This window comes from Labrys sp. F242, from assembly GCF_057813875.1.
In genome coordinates this window covers 74,978-90,962 of sequence record NZ_JBVASG010000003.1, presented here as the reverse complement: position 1 = coordinate 90,962, position 15,985 = coordinate 74,978, and the positions used below count along the sequence as shown (strand labels likewise).

The 15,985-nt window shown below is 64.2% G+C and carries 12 protein-coding genes; 7 read left to right on the top strand and 5 right to left on the bottom strand.

Annotated features, from left to right (window positions below; all coding sequences use genetic code 11):
• Window positions 1–44 precede the first annotated feature (44 nt).
• On the bottom strand, window positions 45–914 hold the full coding sequence (locus ACZYTC_RS20100; RefSeq protein ID WP_441770880.1) for an amidohydrolase family protein: 870 nt from the start codon (window positions 912–914) through the stop codon (window positions 45–47).
• Window positions 915–1,256: 342 nt separating this feature from the next.
• Between ACZYTC_RS20100 and ACZYTC_RS20095 the strand changes: the two genes are divergently transcribed.
• From ACZYTC_RS20095 to ACZYTC_RS20070, 6 genes are all read left to right on the top strand, one after another.
• Window positions 1,257–2,276, top strand: a complete 1,020-nt coding sequence (locus ACZYTC_RS20095; protein ID WP_441770879.1) for an aldo/keto reductase — start codon at window positions 1,257–1,259, stop codon at window positions 2,274–2,276.
• Entirely contained in the window at window positions 2,273–3,820 is a 1,548-nt protein-coding gene (locus ACZYTC_RS20090) for a sugar ABC transporter ATP-binding protein (protein ID WP_441770878.1), read from the top strand. Before ACZYTC_RS20095 ends, ACZYTC_RS20090 begins: the two co-directional genes overlap by 4 nt.
• Window positions 3,817–4,803, top strand: coding sequence for an ABC transporter permease (locus ACZYTC_RS20085; protein WP_434958742.1), 987 nt, complete (start codon window positions 3,817–3,819; stop codon window positions 4,801–4,803). The genes ACZYTC_RS20090 and ACZYTC_RS20085 overlap by 4 nt, the downstream gene beginning before the upstream one ends.
• Window positions 4,804–5,116: 313 nt before the next feature.
• Window positions 5,117–6,025: an ABC transporter permease gene (locus ACZYTC_RS20080; protein WP_441770877.1), complete on the top strand. Its 909-nt coding sequence runs from the start codon at window positions 5,117–5,119 to the stop codon at window positions 6,023–6,025.
• Between the two features lie 40 nt (window positions 6,026–6,065).
• Window positions 6,066–7,070 (top strand): substrate-binding domain-containing protein, encoded by a 1,005-nt coding sequence (locus ACZYTC_RS20075; protein WP_434958744.1) that lies wholly within the window; start codon window positions 6,066–6,068, stop codon window positions 7,068–7,070.
• 66 nt (window positions 7,071–7,136) lie between these two features.
• Entirely contained in the window at window positions 7,137–7,889 is a 753-nt protein-coding gene (locus tag ACZYTC_RS20070) for an SDR family NAD(P)-dependent oxidoreductase (protein ID WP_441770876.1), read from the top strand.
• A 15-nt stretch (window positions 7,890–7,904) separates the two neighbouring features.
• On the opposite strand, the gene ACZYTC_RS20065 is transcribed toward ACZYTC_RS20070, so the two are convergent.
• The 3 genes from ACZYTC_RS20065 to ACZYTC_RS20055 all read right to left on the bottom strand — a co-directional run bounded on the left by ACZYTC_RS20065 (window position 7,905) and on the right by ACZYTC_RS20055 (window position 11,181).
• Entirely contained in the window at window positions 7,905–8,846 is a 942-nt protein-coding gene (locus tag ACZYTC_RS20065) for a Gfo/Idh/MocA family protein (protein WP_441770875.1), read from the bottom strand.
• 83 nt (window positions 8,847–8,929) lie between these two features.
• Window positions 8,930–10,669, bottom strand: coding sequence for an arginine--tRNA ligase (argS, locus tag ACZYTC_RS20060; RefSeq protein WP_441770874.1), 1,740 nt, complete (start codon window positions 10,667–10,669; stop codon window positions 8,930–8,932).
• A 233-nt stretch (window positions 10,670–10,902) separates the two neighbouring features.
• Complete coding sequence (locus ACZYTC_RS20055; RefSeq protein WP_434958748.1) at window positions 10,903–11,181, bottom strand: DUF2934 domain-containing protein; 279 nt, start codon at window positions 11,179–11,181, stop codon at window positions 10,903–10,905.
• A gap of 644 nt (window positions 11,182–11,825) precedes the next feature.
• Here ACZYTC_RS20055 and ACZYTC_RS20050 point away from each other — a divergent pair.
• Window positions 11,826–13,811: a response regulator gene (locus tag ACZYTC_RS20050; protein ID WP_434958749.1), complete on the top strand. Its 1,986-nt coding sequence runs from the start codon at window positions 11,826–11,828 to the stop codon at window positions 13,809–13,811.
• Window positions 13,812–14,311: 500 nt separating this feature from the next.
• Here the strand turns inward: ACZYTC_RS20050 and ACZYTC_RS20045 are convergent, their stop codons facing one another.
• Entirely contained in the window at window positions 14,312–15,979 is a 1,668-nt protein-coding gene (locus ACZYTC_RS20045) for a histidine kinase dimerization/phosphoacceptor domain -containing protein (protein WP_488990389.1), read from the bottom strand.
• Window positions 15,980–15,985 lie beyond the last annotated feature (6 nt).

The window sequence follows — 15,985 nt, the reverse complement described above, 5'->3', positions numbered from 1 at the left end:
ACGCGTCTTTGCGATTCTTGGTGAGTCCGTCAAATCGCAAAACGCTACAGGCGGTAGAAGGAATTCGCGTTATCCCGGTAGAACTTGCGCAGATCGACTTCAGAAAAACCCGCCGTGGCACGATCGAGCGTCTCGACCCAGCGCGTCATGCTGGTGGCCTGCAGGCAGATCGGCCAGTCCATGGCAAAGAGGGTGCGGTCGATGCCGAAGCTCTCGAAGGTGGCGTCGATGTAAGGCCTGAGGTCCGTATCGGTCCAGTTCGCGAGGTCAGCCTCCACCGGCAGGTCGGAGAGCTTGATGAAAAGGTTGGGGCAGCGCGCCAATTCCTTCACATCGTCGCGAAACTGCGCGATGGCGCCTTCCTTGACGCCGGGTTTGCCGCAATGATCCAGGATCATCGGCACATGCGGGATGCGCTTCACGAAGTCCCGCACGATGTCCATCTGGTGGTGATGGACGTTGATCTCGAAATGGTAGCCGAATTCTTCGAGGAGATTGACGCCTTCGACGAAGTTGTCCGACAGGGTCAGGGCACGCGGATCGGCGTCGAACTCGACGATGCGGCGGATGCCTCGCACCATGGGGTGCTTGTCCTTCATCTCAGCCAGGATCGGCTCTGCCCGCCGGCCCCATTCCAGCGGCGCCATCGGCACGATCGCCCTGAGGCCGGGATCGCGCCGGGCCTCCTCCTCGACGAAGCGGATCTCGTCGAGATATTGGCCGCCGCCTTCCCAGAAATCGGCATAGCATTCAAGGAAGACCATGGCCTCGACTTCGACCGAGCCGAGATCGCGCCTGTAGTCCTCGACATGGTAGTTCCTGGAAAACAGCGGGCTGCCTTCGAAAGCCGAATATTTCAGCTTCGTATGATCCCAGACGTGAAGATGCGTGTCGATGATGGGAAAATCGGGCATGGCATCCTCAACGTGAGCGCGAAGTCGCATCCGGCATTTCTGCATCGATGCCGGCCTTGGCCAAACACAGCTACTTAAGGAAGAAACACCCCGATTTGTCATAGCCGGGCTTGACCCGGTCATCCAGAAGCCCGCTCCCGTAACGGGCTTGGAGCTGGATTGCCGGATCAAGCCCGGCAATGACAAAGGTCGTGGAAACTCGAAGGCGCTTAAGTAAACCGCATTGGGTCTTACGGCCATTCTCCGTCAGTCAGTAAAAACTTGTCAAACTAATTTTTGTCTGACAACTTATTCGCAAACGCGGCCGAAACCGCAAAACCAGAAATGCCCCGGAGAGCCTGCATGCCCAAGGAGTTCGAGCGCCGCCGCGTCGGCCAGACGGCGATGACCGTTCCAACCTTCGGCTATGGCGCGGCACATCTCGGCGAGCTCTACAGCCTGGTGACCGAAGCCGATGCCATCGCCACCATCGACGCCGCCTGGGATGCGGGCGTGCGCCTGTTCGATACCGCGCCCTGGTATGGCCTCGGTCTCTCCGAACATCGCCTCGGCTACGGCCTCAGGCATCGGCCGCGCCAGGAATACCAACTGATCACCAAGGTCGGGCGCATCCTCGAACGTCCCTTCGATCCCACCACCTTCAAATCGGAGATGTGGCTCGGCGGCCTGCCCTTCCAGCACCGCTACGACTACAGCTATGATGGCATCATGCGCTCCTACGAGCAGTCGATGATGCGGCTCGGCCTCAACACCATCGACGCCCTGGTCATCCACGACCTCGACGCCGCCTATCAGGGCCCCGATTTCGGCTATCGCAAGAAGGACCTGGTCTATTCCGGCATCAAGGCGCTGGAGGAATTGAAGAAGCGCGGCGAGATCAAGGCTATCGGCATGGGCATCAACACTGCCGACGCCCTGGAGACCGTAGCTCCGCTGGTCGATCTCGACTTCGTGCTGGTGGCGATGCCCTACACCCTGATCGACCAGGGCTGCCTGCATACCGGCATGGCCGAATGCGTGAAGCGCAAGGTCAGCGTCGTCATCGGCTCCCCCTTCGCCTCGGGTATCCTGGTCACCGGTTCCGGCGGCAGCGCCAACTACAACTACAGCAAGGCGCCAGAGGCCGTGCAGGCCAAGGTGCGTGGCATCGAGGCGGTCTGCAAGGCCCATGGCGTCGCCCTGCCGGCGGCGGCGCTGCAATTCGTGCTGGCCCACCCTGCCGTTGTCTCGGAAATCCCGGGCGCCGTGAAGCCGAGCGAGATGGTGGAGAACGTCGCCTCGCATCACGCCCCGATCCCTCCCGGCTTCTGGTCGGACCTCAAGACGGAAGGCCTGATCGACAAGGACGCGCCCACGCCATGAACCATGCGGGCAAACCTGCAACGGAGCTGCCGATCCTGATCTCGGCCCGCGGCATCTCCAAGCAGTTTGCCGGCGTGGAGGTACTGCGCGATGTCGACCTCGACCTCCATGCCGGCGAAATCCACGCCTTGCTCGGCGAGAACGGGGCGGGCAAATCGACCTTCGCCAAGATCATCGCCGGCGTGCATCGGCCCAGCCGCGGTTCGCTCACCCTGAACGGGGCGCCCGTCGAGGTGTCGACGCCCCTGATCGCCCAGAAGCTCGGCATCACCCTGATCCATCAGGAGCCGATCTCCTTTCCCGATCTCTCCGTCGCCGAAAATCTCGTGCTCGGCCGCCATCAAGGCCCGGCACTCGGGCGGGTGCGCTGGAGCGAACTCCGGCGCGAAGCGGAGGGCCTGATGGCCCGGCTCGGCATCGCCATCGATGTCGCCAAGCCGATGCGCGGTCTTTCCATCGCCGACCAGCAGATGGTGGAAATCGCCCGGGCGCTGGCCAGCGACAGCCGCCTGATCATCATGGACGAGCCTACGGCCCCGCTGACGCCCAAGGAAGTCGAGACCCTGTTCGGCATCGCCCGCCAGCTCCGGCAGGAAGGCCGCACCATCATCTTCATCAGCCACCGGCTCGAGGAAGTGCGGGCGCTGTGCGACCGCGTCACCATCTTCCGGGACGGCAGCAAGATCGCCACCGAAGAGACTGCCAGGCTCTCCGACGCCGACATCATCCGCCTGATGATCGGCCGGGAGGTGAAGGGCTACATTCCCCAGCACAAGTCCGAGATCGGGGCGGTTGCATTGGCAGTGCGGGGCCTGAGCCTGCCCGGCAAGTTCGAGGATATCAGCTTCGAGGTGCGCAAGGGCGAGATCGTCGGCCTCGGGGGCCTGGTCGGTGCCGGCCGCACCGATGTCGCCCGCGCGCTGTTCGGCGTGGTTCCCGCCGCCAGCGGCAGCATCGCGGTTGACGGGAAGACCGTCACCATCCGCGAGCCGGCGGATGCGGTGGCCCATGGCCTCGCCTTCGTGCCGGAGGACCGGGCGGTCGCCGGCATCTTTCGCACCCTGCCGGTCGAGCAGAACATCACCGCGGCCGTGCCGGGCAGGATCGCTCCGGGCGGCGTGATCCGTCGCGCCCTCGAGCGTTCGATCGCCCGGGAACAGGTGCGCCGATTGCGCATACGCCTCGCCAGCCAGCGCCAGCCCATCGGCGAGCTTTCGGGCGGCAACCAGCAAAAGGCCATCCTGGCGCGCTGGCTGCTCACCGATCCGCACGTTCTCATCCTCGACGAACCGACGCGCGGCATCGATATCGGCGTCAAGGCAGAGTTCTACGAGATGATCGGCGAGTTGGCCGCCTCGGGCCGGGCCGTGCTGCTGATTTCTTCCGAACTGCCGGAACTCCTGGCGCTCAGTGACCGCGTGCTGGTGATGTCGGAGGGACGCCTTACCGCCAATCTCCCCCGCAGCGAGGCCACCGAGGAGAGCGTGATGCAGGCCGCCGTGCCGCGCCGCAAGTCGAGCCGGGATGGACTAGCCGCCGCATGAACATCGCTGAACTCTTCCGCCGCCGCGAAGCCGGCATCGTGGTGATGATCGCGCTCTTTGCCCTCATCGTCGGGTTGATCCAGCCGCGCTTCCTCTCCACCGAAACGCTACGCATCGTGCTGCTGGCCGTGCCCCTGATCATGGTGGCGGCGATGGGCGAGATGATGGTGCTGGTCGCCCGCCATGTCGACCTCTCCATCGGCTCGATCCTCGGCTTTTCCGCCATCGTCGCCGGCATGCTCTGGCGTGACCATCCAGACCTGCCTGTCCTGGTCGGCGTCATCGCCGCAATCGCCGTCGGCGCCCTGCTCGGCCTGGTCAACGGGCTGGTGGTGACGACCTTCAAGCTGCCGTCCATCATCGTGACGCTCGGCACGCTCAGCCTTTATCGCGGCCTGATCTTCTTCATCTCCGACGCCCGCCAGGTCGATCCGCAATATATTCCGCGAGGCCTGATCGAGCTCAGCCAGACGTCGCCGGTCTTCGGCATCCCCTGGATCATCCTGATCGCCTTTGCCGTGGCGATCGCAACCTATCTCTTCCTCGGCTATTCCAGGCTCGGGCGCCAGATCTATGCCATCGGCTCCAATCCGGTGGCGGCGCCGCTGCGCGGCATCCGCGCCGCGCCGATCACCGTGCTGGTCTTCGTGCTGTCCGGGGCGCTCGCCGGGCTCGCAGGCGTGATGTACGCTTCGCGCTTCGGCTATGTGAATCCCGGCATCACCGGCGTCGGCTTCGAATTCACGGTGATCGCGCCCGTGGTCATCGGCGGGGTATCGATCAATGGCGGCTCGGGCTCGGTCGCCGGCACCGTGCTTGGCGTGCTCCTGCTGGGCGCCGTCAGCGTGGCCCTGCCGATCCTCGGCGTGTCCGGCTTCTGGCAGCAGGCGATCTACGGCGCAGTGATCCTCGCCGCTTTGGTGATCGACCGCAGCGTCCGGCAGGGCGGCCTCAAGGGCCTCTTGGCGAGGGATGCGGCATGACCAGCACCGGCACGCATTTTACCCTCCCCTGGAGGGATCGGCACTTCCCCTTGGAAGTGCCTGGGGTCGAGGCGAAGCCTCGGGGTGGGGTGTCTTCTTCACAGGAACAGGCTCCATCATTACCACCTTCGCACTTTTTCACCCCACCCCGGCCTTTCAGGCCGACCCTCCCCCTCCAGGGGAGGGTAAAAAACCCGCGCCTCGGCCGGCAAAGGAGGCTCCCATAAGCCAGACCCCCGCCACCGCCGTCTCCCCGCAGGACGCCGCCAAGCCGCTGCCGCTCTGGCGTACGGTGCTGGTGCGGCCTGAGACCATGACCCTGGTGCTGCTGGCTGGCGCTATCGTCATCGCCTGCCTGCTCTCGCCCTTCTTCGCCTCGCTGACCTTCATCCTGGAAAGCGCCACCTACTACGCCGAATTCTCCATCATCGCCCTGGTGCTGACCCTGGTGATCATCGCCGGCGAAATCGACCTGTCTCCCGCCTCCACCATGGCCCTCACGGCCTGCCTGTTCGGCACCGCGTACCAGGCCGGCCTGCCGATCGGCTGGGCCATGGCGGCGAGCCTCGCTGCCGGCCTCGGCATGGGCGCCTTCAACGGCTTCATGGTGCTATGGTTGCGCCTGCCCTCGCTGATGGTCACCATCGGCACGCTGATCATGTATCGCGGCCTCGCCCAGGTGCTGGCCGGCGACAGATCCATCGGCAAGTTCCCGGCCTGGTTCGTCGGCATCGACTATCGCACCCTCTTCGGCGTGCCCGTGCCGGTGCTGATCTTTGCCGCCGCCTCGCTGGTGCTGGCCTTCGTGCTCGGCGCCACCATTCTGGGCCGGCAGATCTACCAGATCGGCACCAGCGAGATCGCCGCGCGCCATGCCGGCATCAAGGTCAGGCGCATCAAGTTCGCCCTGTTCCTGGCGATGGGCCTCACCAGCGCACTCTGCGGCCTGCTGGCGGCCTCGCGGCTGGCCTCGGTGCGCTACGATCTCGCCACCGGCGGCGAGCTGCAGATGGTGCTGATCGTCATGCTCGGCGGCACCTACATCTTCGGCGGGCGCGGCACCATCGCTGGCACCTTCATCGCCTCCTGGCTCCTGGTGATCATCGCCACAGGCATGACGGTCGCCAACATCCCCGTGACCTACCAGCTCACGGTGATGGGCCTCCTTCTCATCATCTCCATCATCGCGACCAACACGATCTACGCCCGCAACCAGAGATAGCCGGGAGAAACCGGCCTGCGATCATCATCAGGAGGGAACCATGCTGAGGAAAACGCTTCTACTCGGGCTGTCGCTCGGGCTCGCTTTGACCGCCGCCGTCAATGCGCAGGCGGCTGACAAGGTCTCGATCGTCTATATTCCCAAGAACACCGGCAATCCCTATTTCGATTCACTGGTGAAGGGCTTCCAGGACGGTTGCGCCAAGGTCGGCTGCGATTTCGACATGCAGGCCCCGGCGACCGCCGAAGCCACCTCGCAGATCCCCTTCATCACCGCGCAGACCCAGCGCGGCGTCGGTGTGATCGCCATCTCCCCCAACAGCCCTGATGCCCTCAACCAGGTGCTCGACCGCGCCCGCTCGCGCGGCATCCTGGTGCTGGCTGTTAATGGCGACCTCGTCGGCAATCTCGACCATCGCGATGCCGGCATCCTGCCCGTCGACTTCACCAAGACCGGGCCGAGCCAGGTCGAGCTCCTCGGTTCGCAGATCAATTATGAAGGCGAGATCGCCATCCTCTCCGCCACCACCGACGCACCCGACCAGAACACCTGGATCGCGGCGATGAAGGAGAGCCTCGCCAGCAATCCCAAATATGCCAAGATGAAGCTGGTCACCGTGGCCTATGGCGACGACGATCCGCAGAAATCCACCACGGAGATGGAAGCGCTGATCCAGAAATACCCCAACCTCAAGGGCGTGATCTCGCCAACCACCGTAGGCGTCGCCGCGGCGGCGCAGGTGCTGCAGACCCAGGGCAAGGCCAAGCAGATCACGCTCACCGGCCTCGGCACGCCCAACCAGATGCGACCCTTCATCAAGGACGGCACGCTCAAGGCCTTCCAGCTCTGGAGCCCCTATAATGAAGGCCTGCTTACCTCCTATTTCGCCGTGGGCGTCAAGAATGGCACCATCAAGAACGAGCCCGGCACCAAATTCGAGGTTCCCGGTCTCGGGCAGATCACCATCGGGGCCGATCACATCATCAACACCCAGGCCGAGCTGACGACCTTCGACGCCGGCAACATCGACCAGTTCAACTTCTGATTCCGACCCGGCGCGGGAACTCGCCCGCGCCGGCCTTCCCTCACCTCAGTTTCCCCGGACGTTCCCATGAACAGCTACGATTTTGCAGGACAGGCCGCCATCGTCACCGGAGGTGGCCAGGGCATCGGGCTGACGGTCGCCGAACGCATTCTGGCCAGCGGCGGCAACGTTTCGATCTGGGATCGGGATGCTTCCCTCCTGCAGGCCCTGGAGTCCAAATATGGCCGGGACGGCAAGGTCCAAGCCCTCAACGTCGATATCGGCGACCTCACCTCGGTGGAGGCCGGCGTCAAGCAGACCCTGGCGCGTTTCGGCCAGATCGACGTGCTCATCAACAATGCTGCGATCGTCGGTCCCAACGCCAACACCTGGGAATACCCGCCTGAGGCCTTCGCCGAGGTGGTGCATGTCGGGCTGGTCGGCACCTTCCACGTCTGCCATGCCGTGGTGCCGCACATGATCGCCCGCAATTACGGACGCATCGTCAATCTGAGCTCGGTCGCCGGCAAGGAAGGCAATCCCGGCGCACCGGCCTATTCCGCCACCAAGGCCGGGGTGCTGGCCCTGACCAAGTCGCTGGGCAAGGAACTCGCCAAATACGACATTGCCGTCAATGCGGTAACGCCCGCCGTGGCCAAGACGACGATGGCGATGAGCCAGGATCCCGAATTCCTGAAGATGATCCTCTCCAAGATTCCGCGCGGACGCATGCTGGAGCTCGCCGAGGCGGCCGCGATGATCTGCTGGCTGGCCACCAAGGAGAATTCCTTCACCACGGGCGCGGTGTTCGATCTCTCGGGCGGCCGGGCAACCTATTGAGGCCGCTTCGAGCGATCACCACTCGAAGGCGTCGGTCGTCTCGCGCTTGCCCACCACCATCGCGTCGGCGACCAGATGGAAGGGAGCGGCATCCACCGCGCTCTCGCCACGATCGAGCAGGTCGGCGAAGCGGGCGTAGATGCCCTCATATTCGGCCATCGGCTCCGTCACGACCAGCGTTCCGTTCACGGCAAGCTTCGAACCGCCATCGCTGAGAGTGAGCCTGGTGCCGTCCTCCACGACGATCTCGATCGTCCAGGTCTGGTCTCCGGTCTGGCGCCAGTCGAACTCGGCCGTCAACGCCGCGCCGGGCTGGCCGGCATCGGAGGCGAAGGTAAGTTTGGCCGCGATCGGCGTATCGCGATTGGCGGGATAGGTCAGCGTCGCGGCCGTGACGAAGAAGGGCTCCGGCGCAATCTCGGTGAGTATCGACAGGGCGTTGATGCCGGGATCGAACACGCCAAAGCCGCCGGGCTGCCAGATCCATTCCTGCCCTGGATGCCAACGGCGCACGTCCTCCTTCCAGGTGATGGCGAGGGATGCGATCTTCCGGTCGGCAAGATGTCTCTTCGCTTCCGCGACGCCGGCATTGTATTGCGAGTGCCAGGTGGCGAACAGCACGCAGCGCCGGGCAGCGGCCTGGCGCACGAGATCGGCCAGTTCGCTCACGGTCGGGGCGGGCGGCTTTTCCAGGAGCACGTTCATGCCGGCATTCAGCGCCTCCAGCGCCACCTGGTGGCGCACGGAAGGCGGGGTGCAGATCGCCACCGCGTCGAGATCCGGCAGGGCGGCATAGAGTTCGGCCGGCGTGCGGAAGGTCGGCACGCCGGGCTGCTCGATGCCGCGCTGGCTGACCAGGCCCGCCAACCGGAAGGCCGGGTTCTTGGCGATGACCGGCAGATGTTGGTCGACCGCGATCTTGCCGACGCCGATGATGGCGATGGAATGCTGGCTCATGCTATCTGCCTCTATTTGTCAGTCAATTAGAGGCGTGCGTAGCAGCAAACGGGAAGCGCGGGAAGAGACTCCCGCGCCTGACGTTACATCTTCTCCGGCACTTCAATGCCGAGCAGCCACAGTTCCTTCTCCAGCACGGCGCGCGCGAGGCCGCACAAAGCCAGGCGCGAGGCACGCTCGGCCTCGGTGTTGTCCTTGAGAACGGGACAGGCATCGTAAAAGCGGCTGAAAGCCTGGGCGACCGTGAACACGTGGTCGGCGATCTCGTTGGGCGCGTTGTTCCGGGTGGCAGACGCAACCACCTCCGGCAACCGGGTGCATTCGAGCACCAGATTGCGCTCGGCCTGCGCCTCGACCGCAATCGGACCGACTTCGAAGCCCTTGAGCCGGGCCTCCGCCTGGATCGAGCCGGTACGTACGCAGGCATACTGCACATAGGGACCGGTCTTGCCCTCCAGGGCGGTCATCCGCTCGATGTCAAAAATGTAGCCAGAGAGGCGATACGACGACAAATCCGCATATTTAACCGCGCCGATGCCGACCTGACGAGCCAGCGTGTCGAGGTCCAACGCGGGATCGACCGAGCGCCTTGCGATCACCTCGTCGAGGCGCTGACGCGCCTTTTCGATCGCATCGGCGAGCAGATCCTTGAGCTGGGCAACGCCGCCGTCGCGGGTCTTGTAGGGCTTGCCGTCCGCACCATTCACCGTACCGAAGCCGGCATGGATCAATTCCACGCCCGGCGCGATCCCGGCCAGTTCGGCTGCGCGGAAGACCTGCCGGAAATGCAGCTCCTGGCGCTGATCGACGACATAGATGATGCGGCTGGGATCCTGATCCCGAACCCTGGCCACGATGGTGGCGAGATCGGTGGTGGCATAGAGCGCCGCGCCATCCTTCTTCTGCAGCAGCAGCGGCGGCATCGGCTTGTTGTCGCCGGGAATGGCGACGTCGACGATCAGGGCGCCGTCATTCTCGACGGCCACACCCTTGGCCCGCATGTCGGCGATCATGTCCGGAATCAGCGGTTGCACATCGCTTTCACCCAGGAAAAGGTCGAAATGTGTGTCGAGCAGATCGATGTCTTCGCGCTGAGCCGTCAGCGAGATGTCGCGCAGCTTCTGCCAGATCGCGGTGGCATCGGGATCGCCGGCCTGCAAAGCGGCCGTGGCGGCGCGGGCGAGCTCCATGCGGGCGGGATCAGCCTTGCAGGCAGCGGCAGCCTCCGGATAAAGGCGCTGCAGATCGTCCATTGTCAGATCCGGCGTCTCGCCCGGGCCGAGGTCGGGCCAGCGCAGGCGAATCTCCGAAATCAGTTGGCCCATTTGCAGGCCCCAGTCACCAAGATGGATATCGGAAATCGCGTCCAGCCCCTGGGCCGCATTGATACGCCTCAGGCTCTCACCGATTGCCAGCGCCCTGATATGACCGACATGCAGCGCCTTGGCGACGTTGGGGCCGCCATAGTCGAGCACTACGGTGTCCGCCGGAAGCTGGACGATGCCGAGATCGGGCGAGGCGGCCTGGGCGGCGGCGCATTCGGACAGGAAGGCATCGGACAGGCGCAGATTGAGGAAGCCGGGGCCGGCTACCGACACTTCCTTGAAGGCCGGCAGGTCCCTCAGCTTTTCGGCCACCTGCTCTGCCAGTTCGCGTGGATTGCGCTTGAGGCTCTTAGCCAGCGGCATGGCGCCGTTGCACTGCAGGTCGGCAAGCTCAGGCAGCGTGGAGCGGGCGGCACGGGCTGTTTCGGTCGGCAATCCACAGGCTGAAAAGGCATTCGCCAACATCTCGTCGACGAGGCGGTTCAAAGAGGCAGACATGCGGACGCTTCCTATCAATTCGGTCAGCGTTCGCAGTAAGCACCTTGCGGCGCAGAGGCAAGTGTCGGGCACACATCGGGGCCGGATTTTGCGATTTCAGCCGCTCGAAAGGGCGTATTTTCAAAGATTGGGTCTGGAAAATGCAGAGGCGACGCAAGCCACCGCAATTCGGGCCGGAACGCACCCTGCGCCCCGGCCATTCGGAGGGACAAGCCCACCTTCGGCGATCGGGCTCAAGCGATCCTCTTGAGCGGCACTTCGGCTTCCACCGCCTCTTCCCCGAGATGGGTCAGGTCCGGGATCTCACGCAGATTGTCCGGTGCGGCCAGAGGGTCGATCAAATCCTCGACGCAGGGCGGCGTCGGCACAAGCGTGAACTCCGCCGTATTCTCCTGCAGGACGAGCTGGCGCGCCAAGTCCCAATGGAACAATTCGCGCCCCTCCGGCTGTCCGTCCAAAACCCACAATTCATGGGCCTTGTCGCGGATCTTTTGTTCTATCTCATTGCTCATCGATGTCTCTCCCGGTCTGGGTTATGGCAAGGAACGCCCATGGCCTAGAGCATGCACGCCTTCATGAGGCTCGACATGGATCTGCCACGATCGGCCGCTTCCGGTCCCCGCGGACGACCTTGAACGCATGTCATCCGGGTGCCCGGAACAAGCCAGGCATGACAATCATCGCGCTGTGGTACCTAACCTCAACCCGCCATGATCCCCGCGGTTCCCCACTGCGATCAATTTCCTTCCCCCTTGGCGGAGTAATCTTCGGAAGGCGGGCGCACGACCATGCTTAAGATAGAGTGAGGACGCCGGATTACAACCAAAATCGACATCTCAAAGCGCTTTGAATGACCCCATCTGTCAAGCTTCACGCCCTTGGGCACGGCAGTATCGGGCCGTGGCGACGGGCGCCAAGGACGCCGGACCGTTCGAAGACCGGCTGTGCATCGAGCCGGAACCTTCCACCATGCGGGGCGTTCTCCCAAGCAAAACGTTGTGGGCGTCCATGTATGCCCAGGTTGAAAAATATTGACCCATTGTGGGCGTCGCACCCGGTAAAGCATGTCCTCCCCGGATCAATATTTTTAGAACTTGGTATTAGGATGCGGACTGGAGCCCGCCTATGGCAGGGCCGTCATCGAGGTGGGTGTACAATGGAGTTTCGACGCCATCTCGTCCTCAACCTCGACGATCATGAAGCGGATCGGCGCACCAAGACCGAGGCTCTCGGCCGAGCGAGCGAAATCGAGGTGATCGAGGCAGGCTCGGGCTTCGATGCTCTCGTCCTGGTCCGCGAGCGACGGCCGACCCTGGTGCTTCTCGAAGAGAGGCTGCCGGACATCAGCGGCTATGATCTTTGCCGCATCATCAAGCGGGATTATCCCGAAACCCTGGTGCTGCAAACCTCGGCCTCCTTCGTTTCGGGTGATCATCGCATGCGGGCGCTGGAAGCTGGCGCCGATTCCTGCCTCGCCCAACCCTGGGAGCCGGTCGAGCTCGTCGCTTCCGTCCGCGCCTTGCTGCGCATCCGCTCGGCCGAAACGGCCCTGCGCGAGAGCGAGGCCAATTTCCGCACCCTGGCAGACAACATCCCGATCCTGTGCTGGATGGCCGCCGCGCATGGCGGCATCTACTGGTACAATCAGCGCTGGTATGACTATACGGGATCCTCGTTCGAGCAGATGCAGGGATGGGGCTGGCGGTCGGTGCATGACCGCGCGAAGCTGCCTGATATCATCGGCGGCTGGCGGGAGTCGCTCGAACAAGGCAGCGCTTTCGAGATGGTCTTCCCGCTCCGCGGCAGGGATGGCGTCTTCCGACCCTTCCTCACCCGCGTCGCCCCCGTCAAGGACGATACCGGCCGCATCCTGCGCTGGTTCGGCACCAACACCGACATTTCCAGGCAGAGACAGGCAGAGGCCGAGCTTCGCGAACTCAACGAGACGCTGGAGCAGCGCGTCCAGGCTGCCATAGCCGCCCGGGCGACGGCTGAGAACAGCCTGCATCAGTTGCAGAAGGTCGAGGCCCTGGGGCAACTGACCGGCGGCATCGCCCATGATTTCAACAATATGCTGGCCGTGGTCATCGGCGGCCTTACCTTGCTCAAGCGCAAGCTGGAACGCGGCCAGACCAATGTGGGGCGCTATATCGACGGCGCGCTCGACGGCGCCGAGCGTGCCGCTGCGCTGACCAGGCGCCTGCTCGCCTTCTCCCGTCAGCAGCCGCTGACGGTAGAAGCGGTGTCGCCCAACGCCATGATCGCCGACATGACCGATCTGTTGTCGCGCACGCTCGGCGAGCATATCCACATCACCACCATCCTGGCCCCGGACGGCTGGGCGGTGGAGACCGACAGGAGTCAGTTGGAGAACGCCCTGCTCAACATGTCGGTGAATGCCCGCGACGCCATGCCCGACGGGGGCGAACTCAGCATCGAGACCAGCAATGTCATGCTGGGCCGCAGCCAGGCCGAGGAGTTCGGCATCGCATCCGGCCCCTATCTCAGTGTGGCTGTGATGGATACGGGTATCGGCATGTCGGATGAAGTGGCCGCTCGCGCCTTCGACCCCTTCTTCACCACCAAGGGCGTGGGCAAGGGCACCGGCATGGGCCTCAGCCAGGTCTTCGGCTTCGTGCGCCAGACCGGCGGTCACGTTACCATCGCATCCATGCCGGAACAGGGCACCACCATCCGGCTCTATTTGCCGCGGTCGGAGGCTGCCGAGGCCCAGCGCCCCCTATGGGACGGACTTCCCGCCACCTTCCATGGCCATCCCGGTGAGATTGTGCTGGTGGTGGAAGATGAGGAAAGGGTGCGCTCCATGGCGGTGGAAGCCCTGAGTGGGCTCGGCTACACCATTCTCGAAGCCGCATCCCCGAGCGAGGCGCTCGGTTTCGTCGCAGCCGGCCGCCAGATCACCTTGCTGTTCACCGACATCGTTATGCCCGGGATGAATGGCGGCGAGCTCGCCAGCCGCGCCCGCGCCCATTCCCCGGACATCAAGGTGCTGTTCACCACCGGCTATGCACCCGACGACAATGGCCGGGTCGACATTCCCGGCCTCGACACGAGGCCGCTCTACAAACCCTATTCGATCGACCAGCTCTCGCGCCGCATCCGGGCGGCGATCGACGGATGAGGCGGATTTTCAGCAAGAACGGTCCCAATAAACGGAATGGGGGAGGAACCCGCGTTCCTCCCCCATTCCGTCCTACTTGCTATGAAACCGGCTCAGTCCCGGGGCGGGAACCGCCTGTTGCGCCGCGCGACGACCCTGACCCGGGCTGGCTGGCGCATCGACGCTACCGCGAGGATGCAAAGCCCCGTGGCCAGTAAGGTCGAAAGAACCGCAAGCAGAGTGTTCATCATGTTCCATACCCCTGATACTCGGCCGAACGTCCGATCATGCTTGATTGTTAACGCGCCAGGGGGCGCAAAGTTCAGTTACAATTTCCTAACAATCCAGCCGGGACCGGACATAAGGCGGCACCTAGCCTGAGCAGCACCGGCGGGAGAACATCGCCAAACCGACGGCCGCCTGCCGGTACCCTCCTGGAAAACATAGGCACTATACGACCGTTGGCAAGAGTTATTCCGCTGCGGAAGCGTCGATTGAAGGCGCTGCGCCGGTAAATAATTTCAGGGCGCCCGGTCTCCCATCTGCTTCTCCTCGTCGCCTGCGATGGCCAGTTCCCAGGCGCCCAGATCGCGCGTGGCGACGTCCTTCGTCTCGGCCGCGTCGAGCTGCTGCACGAGGCCCAGCAGGATGCGCGAGGACTGTGGTGGTTCGACCGGCCTGTCGGCGGAAAACCCGAAACCGAACCGCCCCCCAATGAGATCCTCGATATCGAGGGTAAGGACGAGTGCCGAGCCGGCATGCAGGATCGTGGAGGCATAATCGACCACGAGTAAGCCGAGGGGGATCGCCCGATCCACCGGCAGCGTCGTCTCGGTGCGGCCACGTAAAGTCACGTCTTGTCCGGGGTGGCACAGCAACCTGCCGATCACCAGCGTGACGTCGCGAAGGAAGGGCTCGATCGCAACCGGATGCATCTCGCCCTCGGACAGGGCTCCCCGGTAGGCGGCCGACAGCACGTGAACCCGGCATTCGGCTTCGCTCAGGGCCATGCGGGCATCGCCGGCATAGGCGTTCTTGGAAAGGCCGATATAGCTCTGCATCACCTGGAGATTGTTCTTCACCCGGTGATGCAATTCTCGGGTGAGGGCGTGATTGGCCGCAAGCGTCGTCTGCAGGCGATTCTCGCGGGCTTCCTGCTCCTCCACCATGTCGTTGAAGGCGACGACCACATTGCGAATGTCCGATGGCATCTGGGCGCTGAGCGGTACGCGCCCCCAGCCGGAATGCCGCCGGGCCCGGGACGCGGCCTCGATGCCCTTGAGCCACTGCACCAGATGCCGCTTCATCACCCGGGCAAAGACCACCAGCAGCAAGAGCAGGGCGGCGAGGGGCGCCAGCAGCAGGAAAAGGAATTGCGAACGCGCCGCCCGCAGATGAATGTCGCGGAAGCTGGCGACGATGTAGAGATCGGGTGCCGCCGCCGGCATGGCATAATAGACCCGCGTCTGGCCGGCTCCGCTGACGGCGACCCAGCGCTGACGGGTGACGGGAAAGGTGCCCTTGCCCGGCAGCCAGCCATTGTCGCCGGCTGGGCGCCCCCGAGCGAACACGATATCCTCATGCGCGGTGATCAGGGCAGCGACGAAATCGCGATCGCCCTCGCCGAGATTGAAGACACGATCGAGGGCCTGCGGGGCGATCACCAGCAGCGCCTGCCAGCCCGGCGCATCCGGCTTGCCTTCGCGCCTGGCATAGACGACGAGCCGGCGCTCGCCCGCGAGCACAATCGAATCGTAACGGCTGGTCACCGACGAAAGCACGGCGCGGGGCTGGATCACCGGCTTGGCGGCCTGCGCCGCCAGTTCGGCGGCGAGAGCGGCCTGGTCCAGGCCGGATATGTCGGAAAACAGGCAGGTCGGGCCGCCGTCACCCTGGATCAGCAGGGCCTGGTAGCCGTCGAGCTGCCCCACATTGGCCTTGCCGACCGCCTCGCAGGAGGCGCCCGTCGTAACCTCGGCGGCCGAGATCATCAGTCCCCGGAGCACGCCGACATACCAGATGCCCATGCGGACGACGAAATTGCCGACGGTCTGCGCCTGGGACGTCTCGATCGTCTTGACGTTGTCGCGATAGGTCACCACCGCTATGATGCTGGTGATGGCGCCGACCGGTATGGCGACCAACAGGAAGAAGGTCAGAAGCTTGGCCTGGACGGTATCGAAGGCCAAGACCTT

Excerpts from the sequence above, each read along its gene's own strand:
- ACZYTC_RS20085 (WP_434958742.1), top strand. The coding sequence starts at position 3,817 with ATGAACATCGCTGAACTCTTCCGCCGCCGCGAAGCCGGCATCGTGGTG.
- ACZYTC_RS20080 (WP_441770877.1), top strand. The coding sequence starts at position 5,117 with ATGACCCTGGTGCTGCTGGCTGGCGCTATCGTCATCGCCTGCCTGCTC.
- ACZYTC_RS20090 (WP_441770878.1), top strand. The coding sequence starts at position 2,273 with ATGAACCATGCGGGCAAACCTGCAACGGAGCTGCCGATCCTGATCTCG.
- ACZYTC_RS20065 (WP_441770875.1), bottom strand. The coding sequence starts at position 8,846 with ATGAGCCAGCATTCCATCGCCATCATCGGCGTCGGCAAGATCGCGGTC.
- argS (WP_441770874.1), bottom strand. The coding sequence starts at position 10,669 with ATGTCTGCCTCTTTGAACCGCCTCGTCGACGAGATGTTGGCGAATGCC.
- ACZYTC_RS20070 (WP_441770876.1), top strand. The coding sequence starts at position 7,137 with ATGAACAGCTACGATTTTGCAGGACAGGCCGCCATCGTCACCGGAGGT.
- ACZYTC_RS20075 (WP_434958744.1), top strand. The coding sequence starts at position 6,066 with ATGCTGAGGAAAACGCTTCTACTCGGGCTGTCGCTCGGGCTCGCTTTG.
- ACZYTC_RS20050 (WP_434958749.1), top strand. The coding sequence starts at position 11,826 with ATGGAGTTTCGACGCCATCTCGTCCTCAACCTCGACGATCATGAAGCG.
- ACZYTC_RS20055 (WP_434958748.1), bottom strand. The coding sequence starts at position 11,181 with ATGAGCAATGAGATAGAACAAAAGATCCGCGACAAGGCCCATGAATTG.
- ACZYTC_RS20095 (WP_441770879.1), top strand. The coding sequence starts at position 1,257 with ATGCCCAAGGAGTTCGAGCGCCGCCGCGTCGGCCAGACGGCGATGACC.
- ACZYTC_RS20100 (WP_441770880.1), bottom strand. The coding sequence starts at position 914 with ATGCCCGATTTTCCCATCATCGACACGCATCTTCACGTCTGGGATCAT.